The sequence below is a fragment of the Candidatus Magnetaquiglobus sp. genome (genome assembly GCF_058402785.1).
In genome coordinates this window covers 1-19,221 of record NZ_JBZVFG010000060.1, presented here as the reverse complement: position 1 = coordinate 19,221, position 19,221 = coordinate 1, and the positions used below count along the sequence as shown (strand labels likewise).

Annotated in this window: 18 protein-coding genes; 12 read left to right on the top strand and 6 right to left on the bottom strand. The window is 63.1% G+C overall.

What is annotated here, in order from left to right; translation table 11 throughout:
- Positions 1 to 307 precede the first annotated feature (307 nt).
- A complete protein-coding gene (locus ACV4UY_RS15010) occupies positions 308 to 532 on the top strand; it encodes a PP0621 family protein (RefSeq protein WP_491608387.1) in 225 nt (74 codons plus the stop codon).
- 191 nt (positions 533 to 723) lie between these two features.
- On the opposite strand, the gene ACV4UY_RS15005 is transcribed toward ACV4UY_RS15010, so the two are convergent.
- The gene (locus ACV4UY_RS15005; protein WP_491608386.1) at positions 724 to 1,215 is read right to left on the bottom strand and encodes an RT0821/Lpp0805 family surface protein; all 492 of its coding nucleotides are present in this window, start codon (positions 1,213 to 1,215) and stop codon (positions 724 to 726) included.
- A 272-nt stretch (positions 1,216 to 1,487) separates the two neighbouring features.
- On the opposite strand from ACV4UY_RS15005, the gene ACV4UY_RS15000 reads away from it, so the two are divergent.
- The 5 genes from ACV4UY_RS15000 (at position 1,488) to ACV4UY_RS14980 (ending at position 8,460) form a co-directional block, all read left to right on the top strand.
- Positions 1,488 to 4,133 (top strand): two-component system response regulator, encoded by a 2,646-nt coding sequence (locus tag ACV4UY_RS15000; protein WP_491608385.1) that lies wholly within the window; start codon positions 1,488 to 1,490, stop codon positions 4,131 to 4,133.
- A gap of 228 nt (positions 4,134 to 4,361) precedes the next feature.
- Complete coding sequence (locus ACV4UY_RS14995) at positions 4,362 to 4,787, top strand: c-type cytochrome domain-containing protein (RefSeq protein ID WP_420906539.1); 426 nt, start codon at positions 4,362 to 4,364, stop codon at positions 4,785 to 4,787.
- Positions 4,787 to 5,695, top strand: a complete 909-nt coding sequence (gene galU / locus ACV4UY_RS14990) for a UTP--glucose-1-phosphate uridylyltransferase GalU (protein ID WP_491608384.1) — start codon at positions 4,787 to 4,789, stop codon at positions 5,693 to 5,695. Before ACV4UY_RS14995 ends, galU begins: the two co-directional genes overlap by 1 nt.
- A 35-nt stretch (positions 5,696 to 5,730) precedes the next feature.
- Positions 5,731 to 7,053, top strand: coding sequence for a UDP-glucose dehydrogenase family protein (locus ACV4UY_RS14985; protein WP_491608383.1), 1,323 nt, complete (start codon positions 5,731 to 5,733; stop codon positions 7,051 to 7,053).
- A gap of 6 nt (positions 7,054 to 7,059) precedes the next feature.
- Positions 7,060 to 8,460, top strand: coding sequence for a phosphomannomutase/phosphoglucomutase (locus ACV4UY_RS14980; protein WP_491608382.1), 1,401 nt, complete (start codon positions 7,060 to 7,062; stop codon positions 8,458 to 8,460).
- Between the two features lie 263 nt (positions 8,461 to 8,723).
- Here the strand turns inward: ACV4UY_RS14980 and ACV4UY_RS14975 are convergent, their stop codons facing one another.
- The gene (locus ACV4UY_RS14975) at positions 8,724 to 8,993 is read right to left on the bottom strand and encodes a hypothetical protein (RefSeq protein WP_491608381.1); all 270 of its coding nucleotides are present in this window, start codon (positions 8,991 to 8,993) and stop codon (positions 8,724 to 8,726) included.
- Positions 8,994 to 9,459: 466 nt separating this feature from the next.
- On the opposite strand from ACV4UY_RS14975, the gene ACV4UY_RS14970 reads away from it, so the two are divergent.
- From ACV4UY_RS14970 to secB, 3 genes are all read left to right on the top strand, one after another.
- Entirely contained in the window at positions 9,460 to 10,386 is a 927-nt protein-coding gene (locus tag ACV4UY_RS14970) for a dihydroorotate dehydrogenase (protein WP_491608380.1), read from the top strand.
- 633 nt (positions 10,387 to 11,019) lie between these two features.
- Positions 11,020 to 11,955: a 4-hydroxy-3-methylbut-2-enyl diphosphate reductase gene (gene ispH / locus ACV4UY_RS14965; protein WP_491608379.1), complete on the top strand. Its 936-nt coding sequence runs from the start codon at positions 11,020 to 11,022 to the stop codon at positions 11,953 to 11,955.
- Between the two features lie 102 nt (positions 11,956 to 12,057).
- Positions 12,058 to 12,519: a protein-export chaperone SecB gene (gene secB / locus ACV4UY_RS14960; protein ID WP_420906533.1), complete on the top strand. Its 462-nt coding sequence runs from the start codon at positions 12,058 to 12,060 to the stop codon at positions 12,517 to 12,519.
- Between the two features lie 76 nt (positions 12,520 to 12,595).
- Here secB and queF read toward each other — a convergent pair whose 3' ends face one another.
- Complete coding sequence (gene queF, locus ACV4UY_RS14955) at positions 12,596 to 12,949, bottom strand: preQ(1) synthase (protein WP_491608378.1); 354 nt, start codon at positions 12,947 to 12,949, stop codon at positions 12,596 to 12,598.
- Between the two features lie 207 nt (positions 12,950 to 13,156).
- Between queF and ACV4UY_RS14950 the strand changes: the two genes are divergently transcribed.
- The 3 genes from ACV4UY_RS14950 to mutS all read left to right on the top strand — a co-directional run bounded on the left by ACV4UY_RS14950 (position 13,157) and on the right by mutS (position 17,892).
- Entirely contained in the window at positions 13,157 to 14,452 is a 1,296-nt protein-coding gene (locus tag ACV4UY_RS14950; protein ID WP_491608377.1) for a PEGA domain-containing protein, read from the top strand.
- Between the two features lie 138 nt (positions 14,453 to 14,590).
- Positions 14,591 to 15,244 carry a hypothetical protein gene (locus ACV4UY_RS14945; RefSeq protein WP_491608376.1) on the top strand — a complete coding sequence of 218 codons (654 nt, stop codon included), beginning with the start codon at positions 14,591 to 14,593 and terminating at the stop codon, positions 15,242 to 15,244.
- Entirely contained in the window at positions 15,241 to 17,892 is a 2,652-nt protein-coding gene (gene mutS / locus ACV4UY_RS14940) for a DNA mismatch repair protein MutS (RefSeq protein WP_491608375.1), read from the top strand. Before ACV4UY_RS14945 ends, mutS begins: the two co-directional genes overlap by 4 nt.
- Before the next feature lie 7 nt (positions 17,893 to 17,899).
- Here the strand turns inward: mutS and ACV4UY_RS14935 are convergent, their stop codons facing one another.
- From ACV4UY_RS14935 to ACV4UY_RS14925, 3 genes are all read right to left on the bottom strand, one after another.
- Entirely contained in the window at positions 17,900 to 18,229 is a 330-nt protein-coding gene (locus tag ACV4UY_RS14935) for a type II toxin-antitoxin system YafQ family toxin (protein ID WP_491608374.1), read from the bottom strand.
- Positions 18,201 to 18,479 carry a type II toxin-antitoxin system RelB/DinJ family antitoxin gene (locus tag ACV4UY_RS14930; protein ID WP_491608373.1) on the bottom strand — a complete coding sequence of 93 codons (279 nt, stop codon included), beginning with the start codon at positions 18,477 to 18,479 and terminating at the stop codon, positions 18,201 to 18,203. The genes ACV4UY_RS14935 and ACV4UY_RS14930 overlap by 29 nt, the downstream gene beginning before the upstream one ends.
- Before the next feature lie 272 nt (positions 18,480 to 18,751).
- Positions 18,752 to 19,150, bottom strand: a complete 399-nt coding sequence (locus tag ACV4UY_RS14925; protein ID WP_420906528.1) for a flagellar protein FlaG — start codon at positions 19,148 to 19,150, stop codon at positions 18,752 to 18,754.
- Between the last annotated feature and the right edge of the window lie 71 nt (positions 19,151 to 19,221).

Here is a 19,221-nt window from a genome sequence, read left to right as displayed (position 1 = left end):
GAACCCCCTCACCCCCCAACCGTGGACCTCCCTTACGGGAGTTCCACGGTAAACGTGCAGGATGGGGGAAGAACCCCCTCACCCCAACCGTGGACCTTCCTTACGGGAGTTCCACGGTAAACGTGCAGGATGGGGGGAGAACCCCCTCACCCTTCCTTACGGGAGTTCCACGATAAAAAGCGGAACCGAAGCTCGCGAAGGCTACGCGCGGCGCCTTTTTCGCAAAAGAGGCGAAAAAGGCTTCTTTGAAAAAAGCGCGCTCTCGGCGCGCCGGATCGTCTCATCCACTGAATTTCAAGGAGGTCGCATGCTACTGCTTCGTTTTCTTCTGGCCATCGCCGCCGGTTACCTGATCTATCGACTGGTGCGTCGTTTCATCGCCCCGGCCAACGATGCGCTCAACGCCCCACCCGCGGGAAGCGGTTCGAAGCTGGTGCGCTGCGAACGCTGCGCCACCCTGATCCCGCCGGAAAACGCCCTGGTGCGCGGGGACCATCTCTTCTGCTCCGAGCAGTGTCGCACCGCTTCCTGACGGCGGATGCGACGGATGGGAATCGCTTCCTCCGTTTATTGCATAGATTATGACAATTTATGACAATGGAGACGAAAAAACCGTGTCACGCCGGAACGTGACACGGTTTTTCATGGATCCACCACGACCAGGGGAGGATGGTCGGAAGGGGATGGTTCGGCACCCCCGCTCCGGTCACCCTTGCGGGCGATTCAAATTTCCCAGCGACCATCCGGACGACGGCAGGCGGTTTTGACGACCGTCTCGCGCTTGCCGTTGATCACCGAGGAGATCTCGGCCTGGCGGCAGTCGCGGCCATCGACCTGATAGGGGGCCTGCGGGGTGACGGCGTATTCGGCGCGGGTATCCGGGTTGACCCAGGTGGTGGTCTGGCGTGTGGGCATGGTCTCCAGGGCGTTGTTGAGACGGGCCTTGTCGTTCTTGTCCATTTCGTTGCCGACCGTGTAGCCGATGAGGCCGCCGATGGCCGCGCCGATCAAGGCGTTCTGTTCCTTGTTCTTGGAAGGGCCGATCAGACTGCCGGCCAGACCTCCACCCAGCGCGCCGATTCCAGCTCCCTGCTGGGCACGGCTGTCCATGCAGCCGGACATCAGCGGCGCGACGAGCAGCATGGCCGCCAGGGAGAGGATCCAGGGCCGACCGGCCCGCGCGACGCGACGCTTGACAGACGAAAAAACGGTCATAATGAGTTCCCCATTCGCACGATGATGTTCACACCGGTATCGCTCGATTGCCGATCGTCGGATTCTCGGAGCATGAAAATTATCGAAAATGATCGCGCATATACTTGCAAAAGTCAAATCAAATTTGTAAAGAATGGTATTTGGCCGTATACTTACCGGATGAGATCCGTTCCCAATATTCGTTGGACTGATCGGCCATGGCCGATCAGCCTTCATGCAACACGTCGCGATCGAAGAAAAATCGACCCGATTCACTGGGTGACAAGGCATTCATGACCGACCGGCATCCCATCGAGCTGTTGCTTTCCGACCCGACGAAGCATCCGACGCCGGCCCCCTGCACCCAGGATCCCGGTCCGCGTCGCACCCAGGGGCCATGGACGATTCTGATCGTCGATGACGATACCGACATCCACGCCCTCACCCGCATGGTGCTGCGCGACCTGACCTTCGCCGGCGCGGGACTGACCTTTGCCAGCGCCCACTCCGCCGCCGAGGCGATCCCGATTCTCGAAGCCAATCCGGAAATCGCGGTGATGCTGCTCGACGTGGTGATGGAAACCGATCAGGCCGGCCTCGATCTGGTGCGCCATGTGCGCGAGGTGATGAAAAACGGCTTCGTGCGCATCATTCTGCGCACCGGACAGGCCGGACAGGCCCCGGAACCGCGGGTGATCACCGAATACGACATCAACGACTACCGCGACAAAAGCGATCTGACCAGCCAGAAGCTGATCACCGCGGTGACCGTGGCCCTGCGCGCCTGGCGCGATCTCAAGACCATCGAACATCTGGTCCATTCGCTGCGCCGCGAACGGGAGAGTCTGGCGCGGGCGCAACGCATCGCCCATCTGGGCAACTGGGAGTGGGACATCGCCCGCGACGCGATGATCTGCTCGGAAGAGGCGCGCCGCATCGTCGGCATTCCCATGCACTCCGACATTCATGGCGCCCTGGAGACCTTTCTCTCCATCTCCCACCCCGAGGACCGGGCACGGGTCGAGCAGACCATCCAACACGCGCTGCTTGAACTCACCCCCTTCGAGTTCGATCACCGGGTCTTGCGTCCGAACGGCGAAATCCGCTGGGTCCACGAGATGGGCGAGGTGATCCGCGACGCCGACGGCAAGCCGATGCGCGTGGCCGGCACCATGCACGACCGCACCGAGCAGCGCGAGGCCGAACAACGTCTGAAAATCGCCGCCTCGGTCTTCGAGGGGGCGATGGAAGAGGCCGAATCCCACATGCTGCTCACCGCCAAGGTGTTCGAGAACGCGGTCGAGGGGGTGATGGTCACCGATCGGCGCGGACGGATCGTCTCGGTGAATCCGGCCTTTTCGGTGATCACCGGCTTCGACGCGGACGACGCGCTGGGCAACACCCCGGCCATGCTCCAATCCGGGATCCACGACGAATGCTTCTATTCCCGTCTGTGGCACGACCTGCTCGGCGAGACCAGTTCCTGGCGCGGCGAGATCTGGAACCGTCGCAAGAACGGCGAGGCCCATCCGGTGTGGGAGACGATCACCGCCATCCGCGACCGCACCCAGACCATCACCCATTTCGTGGCCGTGTTCCAGGATCTGACCGCCATCAAGCGCAGCGAGGAGGCGTTGCACTTCCGCACCTACCACGACAGCCTCACCGGACTCCCCAATCGCGCCCTTTTCCACGACCGTCTGCGGCAGGCGATCGGCCAGTCCGGACGCAGCGACGACAAGGTGATGGTGCTGATCTTCGATCTGGATCTGTTCAAGAACCTCAACAACAGCCTGGGTCACACGGTCGGCGACCGTCTGCTCAAGGGGGTGGCCGAGCGTCTGCGCCATTTCGTGCGCGAGGGGGACACGGTGAGCCGTCTGGCCGGAGACACCTTCGGCTTCATCCTGCGCGGCATCCGCAACTCCCAGGATGTGGGGGTGGTGGTGCGCAAGCTGGCCGACGCCCTGGCCAAACCCTTCTACATCGACGACCAGGAACTGTTCGTCACCGCCAGCATGGGGGTCACCCTCTGTCCGGAGGATGGGGACGAGGCCGATCTTCTGATCCGCAACGCCGACATGGCGGTGGCCCGCGCCAAGACCGCCGGACGCGACAACTGTCAATACTACGCCCCGGCCATGGGCGCCGAGGCGGAACGGCGTCTGGCGCTCGAAAACAGCCTGCGCCAGGGTCTGGAACGGGACGAATTCCTGCTGCACTACCAACCCAAGGTCGATCTGCGCACCGAGCGCATCTCCGGCATGGAGGCCCTGGTGCGCTGGCGTCACCCCCGGGATGGGATGATCTCGCCGGCGGAATTCATCCCCGTGGCCGAGGAGAGCGGATTGATCCTGCCGTTGGGATCGCGGGTGCTCAAGCAGGCCTGCCTGCAAACCAGAAAATGGCACGATGCCGGCTTCGAACATCTGCGGGTGGCGGTGAATCTGTCGATCCGCCAGTTCCGGCAGGCCGATCTCCTGGACGAAGTGCGCGCCGCCCTCGAGGAGAGCGGGCTCCCTCCCGATGCCCTGGAACTCGAAGTGACCGAAACCCTGATGATGGAGAATCTCGACGACATCGTGGCCATTCTGACCCGTCTGAAGTCCCTGGGCCCGACCATCGCCGTGGACGACTTCGGGGTGGGTCACTCTTCCCTCACCTACCTGAAAAAACTCCCCATCGACGTGTTGAAGATCGACCAGTCGTTCGTGCGCGATCTGACCCTCGACTCCGACGACGCGGCCATCGTCACGGCGATCCTCGCCCTGGGTCGCAGCCTGCGGCTCAAGGTGGTGGCCGAGGGGGTCGAAACCCCGGAACAACTCGCCTTTCTGCGCAACGAGGGGTGCGATCAGTTCCAGGGATATCTCTTCAGCCGTCCGCTCGAGATCGAGGCCTTTTCCCGCCGGCTCGCGGAGAGCTTTCCCGCCCCGTGACGCGCGGCCCAGGCCGCGAAAAACACCATCCGGTCCGTACAAATGCCGTCGCGCGAACGCGCAAACCATGCTAGTATTTCACCCATGGATCACCATGGGAACGTTTCACGGATGGCGGCGAGTCGGGAGCCCCGCCATCGGGATCGACGAGATGCGGTCCCATGCGACGACCCGTGCATCGATCGAAGCGGCATAGCCTTCAACAAAACCAATTCATAGGGGATTACCATGCGCACGCGTACTCGATTCACCCTCTGGTCGGTCGCCGCCCTGCTCGGCTTGGGCATGACCTTGGCCAATCCGTCCCAGGCAGCCGCTCCGGGTGGCGCGGCGGCCAACGCGCCGGGCGGGGGCGGTCGGGTCAGTTTCGCCGAGGATGTCTTCCCCATTCTCCAGAACCGCTGCCTGGAGTGCCACAAGGCCGGCGCGCCGGGTCTGGCCTTCTCGGGTCTCAACCTCGAAACCTACGAAGGGTTGATGCAGGGAACCCGCTTCGGACCCGTGGTGGTGCCGGGCAATGCCATGGTCAGCAACCTCAACGTCCTGGTCGAGGGACGGGCCGGCATCCGCATGCCCCACAACCGCAAACGACTCACCGCCTGCGAAATCGAGATCCTGCGCAACTGGGTCAATCAGGGAGCCAAGAACAACTGATGATGAAACTTCGTACCGTCGTGATTCCGGTGGCGGGCCTGGGAACCCGTTTTCTGCCCGCCACCAAGACCATGCCCAAGGAGATGCTCCCGGTCGTGGACAAACCGTTGATCCAGTACGCGGTCGAGGAGGCCTGGGCCGCAGGCATGGAACGAATCGTCTTCATCACCGGTCGCGGCAAGAAAATCCTCGAGGATCACTTCGACCACTCCCCGGAGCTGGAAGAGACCCTGACCGCGCGCGGCAAGCTGGACCTGCTGGCCGAAGCCAAATCCACCATCCCCGCGGCGGCGGGCAACCTGCTCTTCACGCGCCAGAACCGTCCCCTGGGTCTGGGACACGCGGTGTGGTGTGGTCGCAACGTGGTCGGCGACGAACCGTTCGCCGTGATCCTCCCGGACGACCTGATCGATGTCGCGGATGGCGAACCGGTGCTGCGGCAGATGGCCCGCCAGTTCGAACAGCGTCAATCCTCCATCGTGGCGGTGATGCCGGTCGATGCCGATCAGACCAACAAGTACGGCATCGTCGCTCCGCTCGACAAGGAACTGGATACCCGTTCCGAGGCCAACCGCTGCTTCCAGGTGACCGGACTGGTGGAAAAACCCCTCGCCGCCGCCGCACCCTCCAACCTGGCGGTCATCGGGCGCTACATCCTCACCCCGGAGATCTTCAACTACCTGGAGCGGCGCCATCAGGGGGTGGGCGGCGAAATCCAGCTCACCGATGCCATCGCCGGTCTTCTGGAGCAGCAATCCGTCTTCGCCTTCCGCTTCCGTGGCATCCGCTACGACTGCGGCGACAAGGTGGGCTTCCAGATGGCCAACACCGCCCTCTCCCTGCAATGTCCGCAACTGCGCGAACGGCTGCTGCCCTTCCTGCGCGATCTGGTCGCGAGTCAGGGTTGACACCTCTTCAAACCAAGCAAGGATCCTAAATCACCATGCGCATCACCATGATCGGCGCCGGATATGTGGGTTTGGTCTCCGGGGCCTGTTTTTCCGAATTCGGGGTACACGTCACCTGTGTCGATTCCGACGAGGGGAAAATCCAACGCCTGCGGGAGGGGACCATTCCGATCTTCGAACCCGGTCTCGACCGGCTGGTGCAACGCAACACCGTGGCGGGACGGTTGAGTTTCACCACCGAGCTGGGCAAGGCGGTCGCGGAGAGCGAAGCGGTCTTCATCGCGGTGGGCACCCCGGAGCGACGTGGCGACGGCGCGGCGGATCTTCAGTTCGTATTCGCGGCGGCCAAGGAGATCGCCCGGCACATCCAGGGATTCACGGTGGTGGTGACCAAATCCACGGTGCCGGTGGGCACGGGCGCGCGCATCGCCGAGCTGATCCGTCAGGAGAACCCCGAAGCGGATTTCGCCATGGCCTCGAATCCGGAGTTTCTGCGCGAGGGGTCGGCCATCGAGGATTTCATGCGTCCGGACCGGGTGGTGATCGGCGTGGAGGACGAACGGGCGGTGGATGTGCTCAAGAGTCTCTACCGTCCCTTGTACCTGATCGAAACGCCGATCCTGATCACCAACATCCCCACCGCCGAGTTGACCAAATACGCCTCGAACGCCTTTCTGGCCACCAAGATCATGTTCATCAACCAGATCGCCAACCTGTGCGAATCGGTGGGCGCGGACGTGCACCACGTGGCCAAGGGGATGGGGTTGGATCGCCGCATCGGCGGCAAGTTCCTGCATCCCGGACCGGGTTACGGCGGCTCCTGTTTTCCCAAGGACACCCAGGCCCTGGTGCGCACCGCCGCAGATCATCAGGAGCCGATGACCATCGTCGCGGCGGTGATCGAGGCCAACACCCAACAGAAGCATCGCATGGTGGACAAGGTGGTCAAGGCGGTGGACGGTGAGCTGGCCGGTCTGACCATCGGCGTGCTCGGTCTCACCTTCAAGCCCAACACCGACGACATGCGCGACTCCCCCTCGCGGGTGATCGTGCCGGAACTGGCACGACTGGGGGCGCAAATGGTCGCCTTTGATCCGGAGATCCGCGGCACCGCCGAGGAGAACTTCCCCGGTGGCGGGGTGCGTTTCGCGGCCAGCGCCTACGCGGCCTGCCAGGGGGTGGATCTGGTGCTGATCCTGACCGAATGGAACCAGTTCCGCAACCTGGATCTCAACGCCATCCGCGCCGGGATGCGCGCCCGTCCGGACGGGCGGTATCTGTTCTGTGATTTCCGCAACATCTACGATCCGTCCGCGATGCGTCGGGCGGGTTTCCATTACGTCTGCGTGGGACGCTAGGACACCATGATCGTCGTCAATCCATTCATTTTTCGGGAGTATGACATTCGCGGCGTGATGGGCAAGGATCTGTCGCCCGAGCTGTTCCGCGATCTGGGTCGAACCTTTGCCGCCCATCTGCGCGCCGAGGGGCGACAGGCCAATCTGACCGTCGCCGTGGGTCGGGACGGTCGCATCTCCTCGCCGGTTCTGGCCCAGGGTCTGATCGACGGATTGGTGTTGGGCGGGATGCGGGTGATCGACGTGGGGCTGACCCCCACGCCGGGGCTCTATTTTGCGGCCCACCATTTCAAGGCCGATGCCGGCATCATGATCACCGGCAGTCACAACCCGCCGGATCACAACGGCATCAAGATGATGCGCGCCGGGCGTCCGGTCTACGGCGTGGAGATCCAGGCGCTCAAGCGTCGTCTGGAGGCGCGGGACTTTCCGGCCCTTCCCGGTGGTTCCGCCGAGAAGCAGGAGATCCTGGCCACCTATGTGGAACGGATCTGTCGGGATTTTCATCCCGGTCGTCCCTTGAAGGTGATCTTCGACTGTGGCAACGGCGCCACCGGCGTGGTGGCCGGCGAGATCCTGCGGCGTCTGCCGGGGATTCACGGCGAGGTATTGTTCGCCGAGGTGGACGGCACCTTCCCGAACCACCATCCGGATCCGACCGAGCCGAAGAATCTGGAGATGATGGCCGCGCGCATGCGGGAGACCGGCGCGGAACTGGGGATCGCCTTTGACGGCGACGGGGATCGCATTGGCGCCATGGATGCCCAGGGTCGTATTCTGTGGGGCGACATGTTGATGATTCTGTTTGCCAGGGACATTCTGGCCCGGGATCGGGGTGCGGCGGTGATTGGGGATGTGAAGTGTTCGCAGCGTCTGTTCGACGCCGTGGCCAAGGCGGGTGGCGAGCCGATCATGTGGAAGACCGGGCATTCGCTGATCAAGAGCAAGATGCGGGAGACGGGTGCGCCGTTGGCTGGCGAAATGAGCGGCCATCTCTTTTTCGCCGACCGTTATTATGGTTTTGACGACGCCTTGTATGCCGCGATGCGGTTGTTGGAGTTGGCGGTGGCGCGTGAAGGTTTGTTGTTGGAGGAGTTGAACGATCTGCCGGTCATGCATGCCTCGCCGGAGTTGCGCATTCCGTGTCCGGACGAGCAGAAGTTTGTGATCATGGAGCGCGTATTGACCCGTTTGCGGGATGCTGGCGCGGCCTTGTCGGACATGGATGGCGCGCGGGTGCGGGTGACGGACGGATGGTGGTTGTTGCGGGTATCGAACACGCAACCGATTCTGGTGGCGCGTGCCGAGGCGACGAGTCAGGCGCGGTTGGAGGAGATTCTGGGAGATTTGGCGGTGTTGTTGGACAAGGAGGGTGTTGCGTTCACGGTTGGGCACGGGCACGGTTGAGGGTGGGGCCGGGGATGGCCGGCGGGGCGGAGTCCCGTGCGGGTCTGAAAACGTTTGCGGGGGGCCGGGGGCCGGGGCGGAGCCCCGTTCGAGCCTGAAACGTTTGCGGGGGGCCGGGGGCCGGGGCGGAGCCCCGTTCGAGCCTGAAACGTTTGCGGGGGGCCGGGGGCCGAAGGTCCCCGGCAGGGGGTGGGACAGCGTCCCACGACTTTGCCTTTGACTTTTCCCTCATCCGTTTCTTTTGTCTTTGCTTTTCGCGCGCTTTACACGATAAGCCTTTTTTCGCGTTTTTTGCGAAAAAAGGCGCAGCGCGCGGGTTTTTGTCTTTGCTTTTCGCGCGCTTTACTCGGTAAGCCTTTTTTCGCGTTTTTTGCGAAAAAAGGCGCAGCGCGCGGGTTTTTGTCTTTGCTTTTCGCGCGCTTTACTCGGTAAGCCTTTTTTCGCGTTTTTTGCGAAAAAAGGCGCAGCGCGCGGGTCTCATGTGCCCTGGTTCGTTGCCGGTTTTTGGCAACGAACCAGGGCGAATTGCTCACGAAGAGGAAACACCCTTGCCAACCGAGTTCCGGGCCCCCTGTTCACGCATGATCGCCGCTTGAGGCGACCTGTTTGGGACTCTGTTCACGCATGCTGCTTGAGGCGGCCTGTTTGGGACTCTGTTCACGCATGCTGCTTGAGGCGGCCTGTTTGGGACTCTGTTCAAAAATGATCGCCGCCTGCGGCGGCCTGTTTGGGGCCATGTTCGCGGGACCGTTTTGCCAAAAGCGCAAAACGGTCCCGCATCCAAGGCTGCGCGCAGCGTTTTTTCGCAAAAATCGCGAAAAAACGCTTTTTTGTAAAGCGCGCTAAAAAACAAAGTCAAAAAGTCAAAAACAAAAAGTCAAAAGCAAAAAGTCAAAAGCAACACCTCGGAGGCTCTGCCTCCGAACCTCCGCCGGGGGCGATAATCGCCCCCGGACCCCCGTGAACCTTTCAACCCATCCCTCGATTGGGTAGCACACCATGGAACCCACTCTCCAAGTCACCCTCGCCGGCATGACCCTCGCCAATCCGTTGATGCTGCTCTCCGGCTGCGCCGGCTTCGGCGAAGAACTGACCCGCGTCGATGGGTTCGACTTCACCTCGGTGGGCGCGATCTGCCTGAAAGGCACCACCCTGAACCCCAAGGAGGGCAACCCTCCCCCACGGGTGGCCGAAACCCCAGCCGGCATGCTCAACGCCATCGGCCTGCAAAACCCCGGCGCCCGCCACGTGGTGGATGCCATCCTGCCGCGCATCCAAAACCTCCCCACCCGCTTCATCGCCAACATCGCCGGCTCCACGGTGAAAGAGTACGCCGAAGTGGCCAGAATTTTCGACAACTCACCCGTGGCCGCCATCGAAATCAACATCTCCTGCCCGAACGTCAAAGAGGGAGGCGTGGCCTTCGGCTCGGATGCAATCATGGCCGCACGGGTGGTCCAGGCCGTCCGCCAGGCGACCAGCAAACCGCTGATCACCAAACTCTCCCCCAACGTCACCGATATCCGCATCATCGCCCGCGCGGTGATCGAATCCGGTACCAACATGCTGTCCGCGGTCAATACCTATATGGGCATGGCCGTGGATTGGCACTCGGGACGCCCGATCCTCGGCAACATCCAAGGGGGACTCTCCGGCCCGGCGATCAAACCGGCAGCCCTGCTGCAAGTGTGGCGGGTCCACGAAGTCGCGGCGCCGCACGACATCCCGATCATCGGCCAAGGCGGCATCGCCACGGCACGCGACGCGGTGGAGTTCATGCTGGTCGGCGCCTCGGCCTTCGGCGTGGGCACGGCCCTGTTCCATACCCCCCTGATCGCGGGCGAAATCATCGCAGGTCTGAAAGCCCATCTGCTCGCCGAAGGACTCGACAACCCGAGTCGCCTGACCGGGGGGCTGAAAACATGAACGACGATAACCGGATAGAACCGATTCATACAGTTGGTCAATAAAGAGAGATTCCAACTGGATGAGAAAACCGGCACTGGGCTCCGACCACTCCGACTTATTGTGAGCACATACAATCATAATTTAACATCTCGTATCTGCTGTCATATTGCATCTTTAAGATTTTATATGACGGTGCTCTACTTAAATATTAGTCATCAAGTACCAAATCTCAATTATCCAAGATATAGTTGAAGCCCAGTACCGGTGAACTGAACAAGTCTGCACCCATACAAAGCCAGAAAGCCAGTGCCTGTTCGATCCAATTGACTGGAGAAAATCATGTCTGCGCCGCCTAAGAACGAACCGATCAAACAACAGATCCCACCACCGCCAACGCCCCCTCCGCTTCGGGAGATTCGCGATGGTGTGGGTGTCACCTACCGGAACCTGTATGCCCCTCCGAACGCCCCGTTCGGACAGAAGAAAAACGATCGGACGCCCTCATGAGCAACCAGGGGCAAACCGCCACCGACTCCACCGCCACCCGCGCCGCGCCGAGTGGTACAAGTGCCGCGTATCCCGAGTTCGGGTCCCAATCCCCCTCCGGTCAAGCGATGATTCCCATGCCTTCCACCGATCGCGGAGTCCCCCATGATCGTTCTGCTCGCTGAACCGCGCGGCTTCTGCGCCGGCGTCGAGAGGGCCATCGCCATCGTCGAGAAGGCGCTGGAGACCTTTTCGCCGCCGATCTACGTGCGCCACGAGATCGTCCACAACCGCTGGGTGGTGGAGTCCCTGCGGGCCAAGGGGGCGGTGTTCGTGCATGAACTCGACGAGATCCCGGATGGCGCGGTGGCGATCTTCTCCGCGCACGGGGTCTCCAAGGCGGTGGAGTCCGCGGGGAACCGTCGCCCGCTGCGCATCCTGGACGCCACCTGCCCCCTGGTCTCCAAGGTGCATCGCGAGGCGGAACGGCGCGACCACGAGGGACGACACGTCATCCTCATCGGTCACAAGGGCCATCCGGAGGTGGAAGGAACCCTGGGTCAACTCCCGGAGGGGCGGATGTCGGTGATCAGCCGCGTCGAGGAGATCGACGCCCTCCCCCTGGAACCGGCCACGCCCACGGCCTACGTCACCCAGACCACCCTGTCGATGGACGAAACCGCCGGGGTGATCGAAGCGCTCAAGAACCGCTTTCCGGACATTCTGGGACCGACCCGCGAAGATATCTGCTACGCCACCCAGAATCGTCAGAACGCGGTCAAATCCCTGGCCGAACAGTGCGACCTGATCCTGGTGCTGGGCGCGCCCAACAGCAGCAACTCCAACCGGCTGCGCGAGGTGGCGGAGCGGTGCGGCACGCGGGCGCATCTGATCGAATCGGTTCGGGACGTGCAAGAGGCGTGGCTGGAGGGGGTGGAACGGCTGGGGGTGACCGCCGGGGCCTCGGCCCCGGAGATTCTCATCGATGAGCTGCTCGAACACTTGAAAGAGCGCATCGACCGTGTGGAGACCCTGGCGGTCTCCCGTGAGCATCTCGCCTTTCCCCTGCCCAAGGAGCTTCAGGGTTCCGGGAACTCTTGACTTGCGATCATACGGCGCTCATAAGTGGGGCCGGTTCTCAACCCAGTCGATCCCCAGACATCCCCAAGGATCCATCACCCCTAACGCAAGGCAGAAACATCCATGTCGGACGAATCCACCCAAACCCCGCCCGCCGGTCAACCGGTTTTTCGCGTCGAGAAGCTCTATCTGAAGGATCTCTCCTTCGAAAACCCCAACGCGCCGGAGAGCTTTCGCGACCCCGGCGAGCCGCGCACCGAGTACCAGCTGGAGAGCAATGCCACCCAGAAGGGACCGGAGCACTTCGAGGCGACCCTGCACATCACCGTCAAGGTGCTGGTGGGCGAGGTGACTCTGTTTCTGGTCGATGTCACCTATGCCGGTCTGTTCCTGATGCGCAACATCCCCCGTGAGCACATCGCTCCCATGCTGGGGATCGAGTGTCCCAACATCATCTTCCCGTTTGCGCGCCAGGTGGTGGCCAGCCTGGTGACCGAGGGCGGTTATACGCCGGTGGTGCTGGATCCGATCAACTTCATGGCGTTGTATCAGCAGCAGTTGCAGCAGCGCCAGCAGGAGGCGTGATCCGAACCCGCCCAGCGGTTTTTCAGGCACGAACGGGGAGCCGCGGCTCCCCGTTTTCTTGAACAACCCAAGAGGATCAGAGCTGGAACGACCCCATGGACGCGCCGTGGTGGGCGGTGACCACGGTGGTGATGCCGCCGCGCACGTTGAAGGCGCCGGTGACGGTCATGGCGCGCGGAGCGACCGCGGCCACCAGATCATCCAGGATCCGATTGGTGACCGCTTCGTGAAAGGCCCCCTGATCCCGATAGCCCCACAGATAGATCTTCAAGGACTTCAACTCCACGCACAAAGCATCCGGGATGTAGGCGATGCGGATTTCGGCGAAATCCGGCTGACCGGTCTTGGGGCAAACGCAGGTGAACTCCGGACAGGTCATGTCGATCCGGTAGTCGCGTTGTGGGCAGGGATTGGGAAAAGTATCGATCATTCTGGGAACCTTTTTTCGACAATGGGCTCTGAATCTCCATGGAATCCATCCAAAATAGCCGATTATTGACACCCACGCCACGCCCTATGCGCGATTCTTTTTGAATTCATAAAAAATTTCCTGACATTTCATTGAAATCCCGTTATGTTAGACAGGATGGCACACCCTTGGCATGAGAGGTTCGATCAACAGGGGAAGGATCCAACCATGAACGCCATGATACGACGCTTACTCACACTCTCTCTCGCGCGGTTATCGTTTGTGACCGGTCTGCGCGCGCGTCTGTTTTCGATGAGCGGCGGCGCGATGCTCGCCGCCATGACCCTGTGGCTGGCGGTCGCGACCCCTCCGATGGCGGCCCCCTCCTCCCCGTCCGACTCCTCCGTTGGCGCGGCCATGCCAATCGGCACCGAAGCCGCCGTACCCATGGCGAATCTGCCCGCGCCTCCGTCTCCGGAAACCGAAGGCAACCCCTCCGAAACCCTGCTTCTGCGCATCGAAACCAAACCTCCCGGCGCCACCATCTTCCTCGACGGACAGAAACTCGGCACCACCCCGTTCACCGTGGGTCGCGTCAAGATCGGCATGCATGCCCTGCGCCTGGAAAAAGAGCATTTCAGCCCGGTCTCGTATGACCTGGAGCTTAACGAGGACACGGTGGTCGATCTGACCCTCGACAGCCTGCCCACGCCACCTCCACCTCCCACGGCTCTGCGCAAGGGCGCGTCGTCGGGCGACAAAAGCGGCGCCACCGACGCGCAATCCGCCAGCAAGACACACGAACTGGTGGCATCCCTGACCACCCATGTCACCTCGGACGTGGCACCGTCGGAACGTCACGCCACGCCAACCCCGGCCAGGGAGGCAACCTCCAGGGAGAGCCCCGTCAAGGAGCCCGAGTCCAAGGCCGTCGCCACCCGGGAGGCGGAATCCAGGGGGTCGGCGGTCAAGGAGGCGGATCCCAAGGAGCTGGCCGCCCGCGAACGTCAGGCCAAGCGCGCCCAGTTGCAAAAACAGCGCGAGGAGAAGGAGCTGATGCGCGATGCCGAGGATCATTTCAAGGAGGATCGCCTGACCCGTCCCAAGGGGAGCAACGCCCTGGAGCTTTATCAAAAGCTCCTGCAATCCGAAACCCTGAACGCCGAGGCCGCCGCCCGGATCCGGCAGATCGTCGCCCGTCTTCTGGAACTGGGGCGCGCGGATCTCGACGAATGGCGCCTGATCCAACCCAAGGAGAGCAATGCCCTGACACGGTTCCGGGCGGTGCTGGAGATCGAGCCGGAGAACGCCGACGCCAAGGCGGGGCTGGAGGAGATCGTGGACCGGTTCCTGAGTCTGGCGAAACGTTTCGGCAACGATCCGGACAAGGCGCGGGAGTACATCCGTCAGGCCGAATCGATTCTGCCCGGTCGCCCGCACATCGCCGATGTGCGCGCCGCCCTGTTCCCCAGCGAAGCGGAGAAGACCGATCCCCGCGACGCCTCCCGGACCGCCCGGCCTTGAACGAACCGCCCTTTTTGCGGGAGAGACTGGCAGTGCGGATCGGAAAGGATTAGATTATGGTCAACGGCGTGCGCATCGTCCGCCGCGAACTTAAAGCTTGATGGGTGGAGTTTCCTCTCCCCCACCCGTGGAACGACCATGCTGACGCTCCACGGCAACCCTGGTCAGGATGCCAACGTGAACCAACTGCGACTCCTGTTATTGACGGCCATGGCCGTTTTTCTCGTCCTGGGACTGTTGAACCAGCGCGAGAGCGAGAACTTCACCTCGGACCTGCTCTTCACGCTGGCCTTCTTCGCCTACATCTGGCATGTGCTGCGCCGCAACCGTGGTGCCGCGCCACCGACGCAACCGCCGCCCCCTGCCGATACCCCCATGGAACGGGCCCCCACGCCCCCGCCGGCAGCCTCGCCCGCACCACCGACCCAGGCCGCGCCGCCCAGACATCCCGCGACCCCGAAACCGCGTCCTCCGGCCAACCCGCAACCCGCGCCCGGACCGCAACCCATGGCCGGTGAACCGGCCAGAACGCTCTTCTCCACCAAACCGGCCCGTCCGAGTGGTCGCATCATCCTGCACAAACTCCCCTGGACGATCGTCGAACAGGGCAAACCGGTGGGGCAGTTCCGTCACGTCCCCATTCCGGCCTGGATCCGCACCCCGGACAACCGCTTCGCCGATTATGCCGGCATCGCCCTCACCCCGCCCCCCGAAGGGTGCGTCTGTCTGGAGATCCCCGACCAGGCCGAACTGATCCTGCCGCCCGGATTGATCTACGCCATCCGCACATGACCACGCCCCCGCACACGCCCGCGATGGCCCAGTATTGGGCCATCAAGGCCGACTATCCGGATACCCTGCTCTTCTACCGGATGGGGGATTTCTACGAACTCTTTTACGACGACGCCAAAAAAGCCGCCCCCATCCTGGATGTGACGCTGACCCAGCGCGGGGTGTCGGCGGGAGAGCCGATCCCCATGGCCGGCGTGCCGGCACGGGCCGTGGACGACTACCTCAAGAAGGCGATCCTGGCCGGCTGCCGGGTGGCCATCTGCGAACAGATGGAACCCCCCGGCGCCAACAAGGGTCCGCTGCGACGCGAAGTGGTGCGCGTGGTGACGCGCGGCACCCTCACCGAGGAGAATCTCCTCTCCCCGCGTCTGGATAATTTTTTGGTGGCCATCGCCCCAGCCGCGCCACGTCAAAAGGGCGGACCGGGCATCGCGGCCCTCGAACTCTCCACCGGCCAGTTCCAGGTGGGCGCGCCCGGCTCGTGGGATGCCGCGGCGGCGGCGCTCTCGGCCCTCGATCCGGCAGAGATCCTGCTGCCACGCGGCTGGGAGCCTCCCGAAGAGCTGAACCTGCCACCCGAACGCATCACCCGACGCGCCGAATGGGAGTTCGAACCGCACCAGGCCGCCGATCTGCTGAAAGAACATTTCGGCACTCTCACCCTGGAAGGGTTCGGCATCGCCGACTCCCCGGTCTGCACCACGGCGGCGGGGGCGCTGATCCGCTACTGCCAGGAGACCCAAAAGGCCGCCCTGGCCCATGTCACCGGCCTGACCCGCACCCGCTCCGGGGAGCACATGATCCTGGACGACACCTGTCGCCGGAATCTCGAGATCATGGCCACCCTGCGCCACGGCGAGCGCCGCGGCAGTCTGATCGGCGCCCTCGATCAGACCGTGACCGCCATGGGGGGACGCCTGCTCGCCCAGTGGCTCAACCATCCGTTGCAGGATCCAACCCGCATCCGCGCCCGTCAGGCCGGGGTGACCTGGCTGATCGCCCGCGCCACCGCCCGCGAGGCGCTCCGCGATGAACTCAAGGGGATTTCCGATCTGGAGCGGCTGATCGGTCGGGTGGCCATGGGACGGGCCTCACCCCGCGATCTGGCGGCGTTGCGCGATTCGCTGGGACGCCTCCCCCGCTTGAACGCCACCCTGCGCGATACCGCGGAGCCCCTCCCGCCCCGTCTGGCAGAGATCGCCCAGCGACTGGCCGGTCATGAGGCGCTCCTGGAACGCCTGACCACCACCTTAAGCGACGATCCGCCCTTGCGTCTCATCGATGGGGGGGTGATCCGCGCCGGGATGCATGCCGAACTCGACTCCTGCCGCGCTCTGAGCGTGGATGCCAAGGGGGTGCTCGGGGAGATGGAACAGCGCGAACGCGAACGGTTGGGAATCGGTTCGCTCAAAATCAAATACCATCAGAGTTTCGGCTACACCCTGGAAGTGCCGCGCACCCAGACCGCCAAAATCCCCTACGACTACCGCATCCAGCAGACCATGACCAACACGGTGCGCTACGTCACCCCGGAGTTGAAAGAGCTGGAAGAGCAGATCCTCAACGCCGAGGAGCGCGCCGTCTTCCTGGAGTCGGCGCTGTTCACCGAGCTGCTGGGCTCGGTGGCTGCCGACACCCCGCATCTGCAACGCACCGCCCAGGCCCTGGCCGCCCTCGACGTGCTGGCCGCCTTCGCCGATCGGGCCGATCGCTTCGGCTACTGCTGTCCGGAAATCAACGCCGGCACCGGCATCCACATCCGTCGCGGTCGCCATCCGGTGATCGAGGGGCTGACCGGTCTGGACCGCTTCACCCCCAACGATACCGATCTGGAGGCCGAGGAGAACCGCCTCGCCCTGATCACCGGTCCCAACATGGGCGGCAAATCCACCTTCATGCGTCAGACCGCCCTGATCACCCTGTTGGCCCATGTCGGCGCGTTCGTGCCGGCGGACGAGGCGCGCATCGGTCTGACCGATCGCATCTTCACCCGGGTCGGCGCCGCCGACGATCTGGCCGCCGGACAATCCACCTTCATGGTGGAGATGACCGAAACCGCCTACATCCTCAACCACGCCACGGAACGCTCCCTGGTGATCCTGGACGAGATCGGACGGGGCACCTCGACCCGGGATGGCCTGGCGATCGCCCAGGCGGTGATCGAACGGCTGCACTCCGCCATCCGCTGTCGCGCCCTGTTCGCCACCCACTTCCATGAACTGACCGAGCTGGAACGGCAATTGACCGGACTGTTCAACCTGACCGTGACGGTCAAGGAGGAGAAGGGGGAGATCCTGTTTCTGCACGCCATCGCACCGGGTGCGGCGGACCGCTCCTACGGCATCCACGTCGCCCAGCTGGCCGGTCTGCCCCGGTCGGTGACACGACGCGCCACCGAGATCCTCACCCACCTCGAAGCCTCCCAGGAGGCTCCGGAAGGAGGAAACCCCGATGCGCGTGGCGCACCGGTCGCCGGCTCATCGACCGGCAAACGCACCCCGACCCGCGCCCCCGAGCCGTCACGTCAGTTGAGTCTGTTCGCCGAGACCGATCCGCCGGTCGTCGTCGAGCTGCAAGCCCTCGATGTCGATGCCCTGTCGCCTCGTCAGGCTCTGGAGATGTTGTACCGGTTGAAGAAGATGGTGTGAGGGTCGATCAGACAAACAGTTCGGCATGCGTTCCGGCGCGCACGAAGAGGATCAAACCGGTTTTTCCACGTTCGTCCAACCGGTACACCAACAAGAAATCCCCGCCGATGTGACACGCCCGGTATCCCGCCCAGTCACCCCCCAGGACATGATCGCGCCACTCCGCTCCCAACGGGACCTCGTTGGCAATCAGGTGGAGCATCACCGCCTTGAGACGCGACAAGTCATAGCGTCCGGAACGCGACAACCGTTCCCAATCCTTCTGAAACGCCTGGGTGTAATCCGCGGCTCTGGGAAGATTGGTGCGTTTAGCTTGAGCGGTTTTTGTCGAGGTCATCGAGCAGCTCGCTGGCCGTCAGGAATCGATCCTGGCGGGTACGGACCATCTCCTCGGCTTCGCGCATGGCCGCGCGCGTTTCCGCGTTGGGCACCTTAAACGTGAACGGCAACTGTTGTTCCGCCACCACGCACACGAAAAAGGCCCGCACCGCGTCGGAGACCGACAGTCCCATGGCGGCCAAGGTCTCGGCAGCCTGCTGTTTCAGTCGCTCATCCACGCGTACATGCACCATGCTCGTCGTACTCATGATCCCTCCCGAAAACGGTTTTGACGTGCGATACATTGTATCTCACGTCAACCACCCTTCACAAGGGCTCCATCACCGATGCAATACCCGATCCAGCGGCAAACGCATGTATGCACCCCCTTTTCAAGGTGCCCGGCAAGCCTGCCCCGCTCAAACAAACACCGGCAACGCCAATTCCTTGGCCTTGCCGGTGCGTTCGGGTTCTCGCGGGGAACGCCCGACCGGCGTTCCCCGCACGAGGGGGTGAGGAAGGCTCCCCCCCGTCAGACGGATCAGACCGCGCCGCCGAAGAGCATCCCCTCCAGATCGCGCATCTGCTTGACCAGATCCACCATGCGGTCGCCCGGTATCTGCCGGACCACGTTGTCGGTGCCCTGATCGACCACCTTGACCACCACCTGCTTGAGATCCCGATCCATGCCGAATCTCAAGTTGTTGAATCCGGTCAAGGATTGGGTGATCTCCTCGGCAAGGCTCTTGAGAGAGACCTTGCGCGACTCCTCGGCACGCGGTTCGACCGCGGCGCGTGCCTGCTCCACCTCCTGGAGCGTTTTGTCGAACGACGCGCCGGACGCCCGGAAGCGACCGGGTGGCGCGGTGCCGGAACGCATTCCGCCCTCCACGCGCTCTCTTGACGTACCCACGTCAAGCAGGTTGACCACACTGTCCATGGCGCTCCCCCATCACTACTTGAGCAGTTGCAGGGCGATGGACGGCTGCTGATTGGCCTGGGCCAAAATCG

Bases quoted from the DNA above. Each gene is read 5' to 3' on its own strand.
- ACV4UY_RS15010 (WP_491608387.1), top strand. From the start codon at position 308: ATGCTACTGCTTCGTTTTCTTCTGGCCATCGCCGCCGGTTACCTGATC.
- ACV4UY_RS15005 (WP_491608386.1), bottom strand. From the start codon at position 1,215: ATGACCGTTTTTTCGTCTGTCAAGCGTCGCGTCGCGCGGGCCGGTCGG.
- ACV4UY_RS15000 (WP_491608385.1), top strand. From the start codon at position 1,488: ATGACCGACCGGCATCCCATCGAGCTGTTGCTTTCCGACCCGACGAAG.
- ACV4UY_RS14995 (WP_420906539.1), top strand. From the start codon at position 4,362: ATGCGCACGCGTACTCGATTCACCCTCTGGTCGGTCGCCGCCCTGCTC.
- galU (WP_491608384.1), top strand. From the start codon at position 4,787: ATGATGAAACTTCGTACCGTCGTGATTCCGGTGGCGGGCCTGGGAACC.
- ACV4UY_RS14985 (WP_491608383.1), top strand. From the start codon at position 5,731: ATGCGCATCACCATGATCGGCGCCGGATATGTGGGTTTGGTCTCCGGG.
- ACV4UY_RS14980 (WP_491608382.1), top strand. From the start codon at position 7,060: ATGATCGTCGTCAATCCATTCATTTTTCGGGAGTATGACATTCGCGGC.
- ACV4UY_RS14970 (WP_491608380.1), top strand. From the start codon at position 9,460: ATGGAACCCACTCTCCAAGTCACCCTCGCCGGCATGACCCTCGCCAAT.
- ispH (WP_491608379.1), top strand. From the start codon at position 11,020: ATGATCGTTCTGCTCGCTGAACCGCGCGGCTTCTGCGCCGGCGTCGAG.
- secB (WP_420906533.1), top strand. From the start codon at position 12,058: ATGTCGGACGAATCCACCCAAACCCCGCCCGCCGGTCAACCGGTTTTT.
- queF (WP_491608378.1), bottom strand. From the start codon at position 12,949: ATGATCGATACTTTTCCCAATCCCTGCCCACAACGCGACTACCGGATC.
- ACV4UY_RS14950 (WP_491608377.1), top strand. From the start codon at position 13,157: ATGAACGCCATGATACGACGCTTACTCACACTCTCTCTCGCGCGGTTA.
- ACV4UY_RS14945 (WP_491608376.1), top strand. From the start codon at position 14,591: ATGCTGACGCTCCACGGCAACCCTGGTCAGGATGCCAACGTGAACCAA.
- mutS (WP_491608375.1), top strand. From the start codon at position 15,241: ATGACCACGCCCCCGCACACGCCCGCGATGGCCCAGTATTGGGCCATC.
- ACV4UY_RS14935 (WP_491608374.1), bottom strand. From the start codon at position 18,229: ATGACCTCGACAAAAACCGCTCAAGCTAAACGCACCAATCTTCCCAGA.
- ACV4UY_RS14930 (WP_491608373.1), bottom strand. From the start codon at position 18,479: ATGAGTACGACGAGCATGGTGCATGTACGCGTGGATGAGCGACTGAAA.
- ACV4UY_RS14925 (WP_420906528.1), bottom strand. From the start codon at position 19,150: ATGGACAGTGTGGTCAACCTGCTTGACGTGGGTACGTCAAGAGAGCGC.